This window comes from Brucella haematophila (assembly GCF_005938105.1).
Lineage (GTDB): Bacteria > Pseudomonadota > Alphaproteobacteria > Rhizobiales > Rhizobiaceae > Brucella > Brucella haematophila.
Genome location: NZ_VCPE01000022.1, coordinates 65,980 through 72,263, shown reverse-complemented (window position 1 = coordinate 72,263; position 6,284 = coordinate 65,980). Strand labels below are relative to the sequence as shown.

Genomic DNA, 6,284 nt, shown 5'->3' with positions numbered 1-6,284 from the left:
ACTCATGGCGTTCTCTTCCGTTTGGTGCATGACGTCAGAGATGATAAGCGCTATTCAACTTGGACGGTGAGGCAAGCGCGGCTACACCATAGGTGCTTGCGACGTATGTCCAAGTTTCTCTGAAACCAAAGGTCGTGAGGCCGTTTGAACGCGGTTTACTACACCCTGATCACCAAAGATCGAAGGGCACAACGCGGGGGCGTACCGCGAGAGTGCACCGGGTGGAGACCGATCGTGACGAAAATGCTCAGTTTCTATGCAATCACCGATGACAAGATGACGGAATGGGATGACGTGTTCTTTGTGGACTTGGCAGAAGCCGAAGCTGCAATACAGAGGACACTGAAAGAATCCGAAGAACACTTCGTCTTCTGGCCCCGTCCTATAAGATGCCCCACGGCTCTTTACCTTGAGCGCGTCAGCGTTCCGTTCACCGAGGAAACACTGTTTGCCTTGCTGAATAATAAGGGGCCGCTCAGCGTGTTTGCGGAGCGGGAAGTCCTCAACGTGTATCCCACGAACGGGCGGACCTGGGTAGGGTCGAGCTTCTGCCCTTAGAGCGCGTTTCGATCTGATTGAATCAGATCGGCGCCCTAAGTTCTTTCCACTTGAAGCTTAATCTTATCGAACCTCGTTTCACTCCGGTCGGATTATGCTCTTAGAGTACATCAGCAGGGGCGCCAGTCGGTCCTGCTGTTTTCCTGCCAGCCGCATTTGTGCAGCAGCGGCGTGTCGTCGGTGAAGCTCGGCCAGCCGACGCACAGATAAAGGCTGAAACGCCAGTTCGCCGGCACGTCGAAAAGCCGTTCCATGGCCATCGGGTCGAGTATAGACACCATGCCGACACCAAGGCCCAGCGACCGGGCGGCGAGGTTGAGATTTTGCACGGCCATCGCCGTGCTTTGCTCCAGCGTGGAAGCCATCGACTGTCGCCCGAGGCCATGCCCTTCCGCCGGTTCCGTTTCTGTGAAAATGGCAAGCTGCAACGGGGCGACGGCAAGCCCCTCCAGTTTCAGGTCACGATAGGCCTCGGCGCGTGCGCCGTCGTAAATCTCCGCCGCTTTGCGGTTGGCCTGCCTGAAGGCGTCGTGGACCGCCTGACGCTTCTCAAGGCTTTCCACGGCGAAGACACGCCAGGGCCGCGCATTGCCGACAGAGGGCGCATAATCCATCGCCTGCCGCAGCGCTTGAATCATCGCTTCGTCTATCGGGTCGCTGCGAAAATGACGAACATCCCGCCGCCATTTCAGAAGCTCGAAAAAGGCGTCGCGATCAGCGGAGGTGAACTGCATAGCTGTCTTCCTGAAGCTCAGGCCGGGCTTTGGCCGCACGGGCATGCGATAGGCCCGGATAGCAAAAAAGCCCGCTTGCGCGGGCTTTTTGGGGTGCTTCTGAACCTTGGTAGTGGTCCGAAGACTTAAGGAAATGGTGCCCAGAAGAGGACTCGAACCTCCACGCCCTTGCGAGCGCCAGCACCTGAAGCTGGTGCGTCTACCAATTCCGCCATCTGGGCGACGAGGACCCATCTAAGGGGTCAGCTTGCCTCTGTCAATCGCGTTTTCGAAATTCAGTGAGCTTTTTTTCAAGCTGTCCGTTTTCCGTGTTGAAAACGCCATCGGGCGCGGTGTCGCGCCCGATAAAATTGCTGCCAACTGTGTGTCAGGCTTCCAGAATTTCCTTAGAGGCCACAGTCGAATCAGCATTAAGCCGGTAAATGATCGGCACGCCGGTATTCAGTTCCTGCTTGAGAATCTGTTCCGGTGTCAGGCCGTCGAGCGCCATGATGAGCGCGCGCAGCGAATTGCCGTGTGCAGCCACCAGAACGCTCTCGCCGCGCAGCACATGCGGCTGGATCTGATGCAGATAATAAGGCCAGACGCGCGCGCCAGTATCCTTCAGGCTTTCGCCGCCCGGAGGAGGCACGTCATAGGAACGGCGCCAGACATGGACCTGCTCTTCGCCCCACTTGGCGCGGGCATCGTCCTTGTTGAGGCCGGAGAGATCGCCATAGTCGCGCTCGTTCAGGGCCTGATCGCGGATCGTTTCAAGGCCCGACTGGCCCAGCTCATCCAGAATGTGCTGGCAGGTGGTCTGTGCGCGGCTCAGAACCGACGTATAGGCGATGTCGAATTTCAGGCCCGCAGCCTTGAGGCGCTGGCCAGCGGCCTTGGCTTCGGCATGGCCCTGTTCGGTCAGGCCCGGATCGCGCCAGCCGGTGAAAAGATTCTTCAGGTTCCATTCGCTTTGGCCATGGCGAACCAGGACGAGAGTACGAGACATATGCAATGCTCCGTTGGTGGGTAAATCAAAGCGCATCCCGAAAAGTGTGAAACGGTTTTCGGAAAAGATGCGCGTTCAAACAAAATAGTAGAGCGCCGATCTGATGAAATCAGATCGGCGCTCTAGTCACTCAGCCCGAGCACATCGAGCATGGAATAGAGGCCGGGCTTCTTGCCATAAGCCCAGAGTGCGGCCTTGACCGCGCCGCGTGCAAAGATGGTGCGGTCCTCGGCGTGGTGCGACAGCACAATGCGTTCGCCGGGGCCTGCCAGAATCACCGAATGGTCGCCGATCACCGAGCCGCCGCGCAGCGTGGCAAAGCCGATGGTGCCTTCCGTGCGGGGGCCGGTATAGCCGTCACGCGACCGCACGCTGTTGTCTTCAAGGCTGATGCCACGGCCTTCTGCTGCCGCTTTGCCGAGAAGCAGGGCGGTGCCGCTTGGCGCATCCACCTTGTGCTTGTGGTGCATTTCGAGAACTTCGATGTCAAAATCTTCGGGCCCGAGCGCCTGTGCAGCCTTCTGCACCATGACGGCCAGCAGATTGACGCCGAGGCTCATATTGCCTGACTTGACGATGGTGGCATGACGGGCGGCGGCGCGGAACTTCTCTTCGTCTTCTGCCGCGCACCCGGTGGTGCCGATGACATGGACGATGCGGGCCTGTGCAGCGAGACCGGCAAAGGCGACGCTGGCGGCTGGGCTTGTGAAGTCGAGCACGCCTTGCGCCTTGGCGAAGACCGGCAGCGGATCATCGGTGATGGTGACGCCAAGCGCGCCGACACCGGCCACTTCACCAGCATCCTTGCCGATCAGCGGCGAGCCGGGGCGCTCGATGGCGCCAGCGAGTTTGGCACCATCAATCGACTGGATCGTCCGGATGAGGGTCTGGCCCATGCGGCCACCGGCGCCGACGACGACGAGGCCCATTTCGCTGTTTCGGCTATCCGGTTCACCGGTCATTCTGTCCTCCTGTGCCCGCTGGCACATCATCCGCAGTCAGTTCTTCGATTGTCGGTTCGGTCATATTATCAGCGCTGCCGCTCTGCAATTGATAGAAGCGGGCATAGACACCGTTCGGTATGGCAATCAGCGCGTCATGACGGCCTTCTTCCACCACGCGTCCCGCTTCCATGACCACGATACGGTCGGCATTGACGACCGTGGAAAGGCGATGGGCGATGACGATGGTGGTGCGGCCCTTCATGATCGTTTCCAGCGCCTGCTGGACACGCTTTTCCGATTCGTTGTCGAGGGCAGACGTCGCTTCATCGAGAAGCAGCACTGGCGCCTTGCGCACGATGGCGCGCGCAATCGAAATGCGCTGGCGCTGGCCGCCCGAAAGCGTCGCACCGTTTTCGCCAATCGGCGTGTCATAGCCCTGCGGCTGTTGCAGGATGAAATCATGCGCATGGGCAAGCTTGGCTGCCTTGACGATTTCTTCTTCCGTCGCGTCCGGGCGTCCATAGCGGATATTGTCGGCAATGGTGCCTTCAAACAGATAGGGCTGTTGCGACACATAGGCGACGGCGTGGCGCAGCGAGCGCTTGGTGACCTTGGAAATATCCTGTCCGTCGAACAGGATCGTTCCCTTGTCGAGATCGTAGAACCGCTGCACGAGATTGATGAGCGTTGACTTGCCCGCACCCGATGCGCCGATGATCGCCGTGGTTTCACCCGCCTTGGCGACAAAGCTGACGCCATGCAGAACCGGCGCAAGCTCGCTATAGGAGAAATACAGGTTTTCGAACTGGATTTCGCCGGGGCCGGGGTTCAGCGCCACTGCATCGGCAGCATCGCGCTGGTGCGGCTTGATATCCAGCACTTCATAGATCATGCGGGCGTTGACGAGCGCCTTTTCCAGCCCGACCTGAAGGCGGGCAAGGCGGCGCGCCGGATCATAGGCCAGCAGCATCGCGGTGATGAAGGCGAAGGTCGCGCCGGGCGGCTGATGGTCGAGAATGGCGCGATAACCGCTATAGGCCAGCACGCCGGACACGGCGAAACCGGCCAGTATTTCGGAAATCGGCGTCGTGCGCTCGGACACTTTGGCGATCTTGTTGCTGCGCCCTTCCGACATATCGATCAGATTGCCGATCTTGGCGCGCAATTGGTCTTCCATCGTGAAAGCCTTCACGACGGCGATGCCCTGCACGGATTCCTGCATGGCGCCGAGAAGATGCGAATTCAGATGCACGAGATCGCGCGTGACCGAGCGGATGCGGCGTGAAATATAGGCGACGGCCAGAATGAGCGGCGGGCCGATCAGGAAGATCGCAACCGACAGCATCGGGTCCATGTAGAACATCATGGCGACCAGACCGACCAGCGAGATGAAATCGCGCGCAATCGACGAGATCGTCATGTTGAGCAGGTCGCGGATGCCGGAGACATTCTGGTTGATCTGCGCCGCCAGATGACCGGAGCGTGTATCATTATAGAAGTCGAGGCCGAGCTTCATCAGATGGTCGAAAATGCGCTTTTGATAGCGCGCGACCAGATTATTGCCGATCTTGGCAAGCTCGACGGCCTGCACATAGCCGGAAAAACCGCGCAGGATGAAAATCGCCAGCAGCGTGCCGCAGATGACCCAGATCAGGGGCAGGTTCTGCTCATAGAAGATCTTGTCGATCATCGGCTTCATCATATAGGCGAGCGCGGCGTTTGATCCGCCCACGATCAGCGATGCGATGATGGCGATGATATAGTTCTTCTTATATTCACCGATATTCTCCGACATCATGCGCCGGATCACGCGGGTCGCTTCGCCCGTGTCGATTTTCTTCTTTTTCTTCTTGAATAAGCTCACGTGCAAAAGCGCTTCATTCCTGAGCTCGGTATGTCCGAGACTGCCGTTGAAAATGCGTTGGTATTAAAACCAAAAACGCGGCGGTGAAAAGGCCGAAAGCCAATTCCCCGCCGCGTTTCTATAGCCTTATGTGGCTTAATTATCCATCCCAATGGCGCAGATTAGCCTTAGCCGATGCGCCACCGGCGTCCGTCCGTCGAGACTTCGAAGCGCGAAGGTGCGCAGGCAAAAGCCGACAGGCCGCTCAAAGCCGCCAGCGGATAGGTAATCACGTGGATCGGAATGTCGTGCATGATGGCCTGATGCGGCGCCTTGTCCTCGAAGGCAGCGCGGAATGCACCCGCCCGCAAGGCAGGCAGAATGCGCTGCGGAATGCCGCCCGACAGGTAAACGCCGCCATGCGCCATGAAGACAAGCGCCATATCGCCCGCCACGCGGCCAAGATAGGTCGCAAACAGGTCGAGCGTTTCGCTGGCTTGCGCGTTGCTGCCATCGAGACCGGCGGAAGTGATGTCGGCGGGCGTCTCCAGGGTAGGGGTGACGCCATCGGCCGTGCAGATCGCCACATAGAGATTTTGCAGGCCGCGTCCGCTCAGAATCTGTTCGGCGGAAACGCGCCCGTCGATCTGCTCGATATGCGGGAAAATCTGATAGTCGCGTTCACTGCGCGGGCCGACATCGACATGGCCGCCTTCACCCGGAACCGGCACCCACGCCTTGCGGGTGCGCACCAGACCGGCCACGCCGAGGCCCGTGCCCGGGCCGAGCACGACGCGGGTTGCGATCACCTCGTCCGGCTTGCCGCCGATCTGCTCCATATGATGGCCTTCGAGCGACACCACGGCCAGCGCCTGCGCCTCGAAATCGTTGAGCACGGTCACGTCCTTGAAGCCAAGATCGGAGATCAGCTTCTTCGGGCGCACAACCCAATCGCAATTGGTGAGGTCGATTTCATCGCCTTCGACGGGGCCTGCAATGGCCAGAATGACCGAGCGCGGTTGCAGCGACGTCTGGTCGAGAATGGCCGTCTGAATGGCTTCATCGATGGTCGCATAATCCGCCGTCTGAAGAACCGGAAATTCCTTCGGATCGGAATTGGCATCGACAAGGATTGCAAAGCGGGCATTGGTGCCGCCGATATCGCCGACGAGGACTGGAAACTGGAAACTCTGTTCGGCGTCGATCATGGCCTGCAT

General features: G+C 59.3%; 6 protein-coding genes and 1 tRNA gene. 1 reads left to right on the top strand and 6 read right to left on the bottom strand.

Going from position 1 to position 6,284, the window contains the following annotated elements; all coding sequences use genetic code 11:
• Window positions 1-234 precede the first annotated feature (234 nt).
• Window positions 235-558, top strand: a complete 324-nt coding sequence (locus FGI60_RS23615; protein WP_138787232.1) for a hypothetical protein — start codon at window positions 235-237, stop codon at window positions 556-558.
• Between the two features lie 110 nt (window positions 559-668).
• Here the strand turns inward: FGI60_RS23615 and bluB are convergent, their stop codons facing one another.
• From bluB to FGI60_RS23585, 6 genes are all read right to left on the bottom strand, one after another.
• Window positions 669-1,292 carry a 5,6-dimethylbenzimidazole synthase gene (gene bluB, locus FGI60_RS23610; RefSeq protein WP_138787231.1) on the bottom strand — a complete coding sequence of 208 codons (624 nt, stop codon included), beginning with the start codon at window positions 1,290-1,292 and terminating at the stop codon, window positions 669-671.
• Between the two features lie 134 nt (window positions 1,293-1,426).
• A tRNA-Leu gene (locus FGI60_RS23605) sits at window positions 1,427-1,513 on the bottom strand.
• Between the two features lie 146 nt (window positions 1,514-1,659).
• The gene (locus FGI60_RS23600; protein ID WP_078339901.1) at window positions 1,660-2,280 is read right to left on the bottom strand and encodes a 2,3-bisphosphoglycerate-dependent phosphoglycerate mutase; all 621 of its coding nucleotides are present in this window, start codon (window positions 2,278-2,280) and stop codon (window positions 1,660-1,662) included.
• A gap of 122 nt (window positions 2,281-2,402) precedes the next feature.
• Window positions 2,403-3,242 carry a 4-hydroxy-tetrahydrodipicolinate reductase gene (gene dapB, locus FGI60_RS23595; protein WP_138787230.1) on the bottom strand — a complete coding sequence of 280 codons (840 nt, stop codon included), beginning with the start codon at window positions 3,240-3,242 and terminating at the stop codon, window positions 2,403-2,405.
• On the bottom strand, window positions 3,232-5,088 hold the full coding sequence (locus FGI60_RS23590; RefSeq protein WP_138787229.1) for an ABC transporter ATP-binding protein: 1,857 nt from the start codon (window positions 5,086-5,088) through the stop codon (window positions 3,232-3,234). The genes dapB and FGI60_RS23590 overlap by 11 nt, the downstream gene beginning before the upstream one ends.
• 167 nt (window positions 5,089-5,255) lie before the next feature.
• Window positions 5,256-6,284, bottom strand: coding sequence for a glucokinase (locus tag FGI60_RS23585; RefSeq protein WP_138787228.1), 1,029 nt, complete (start codon window positions 6,282-6,284; stop codon window positions 5,256-5,258).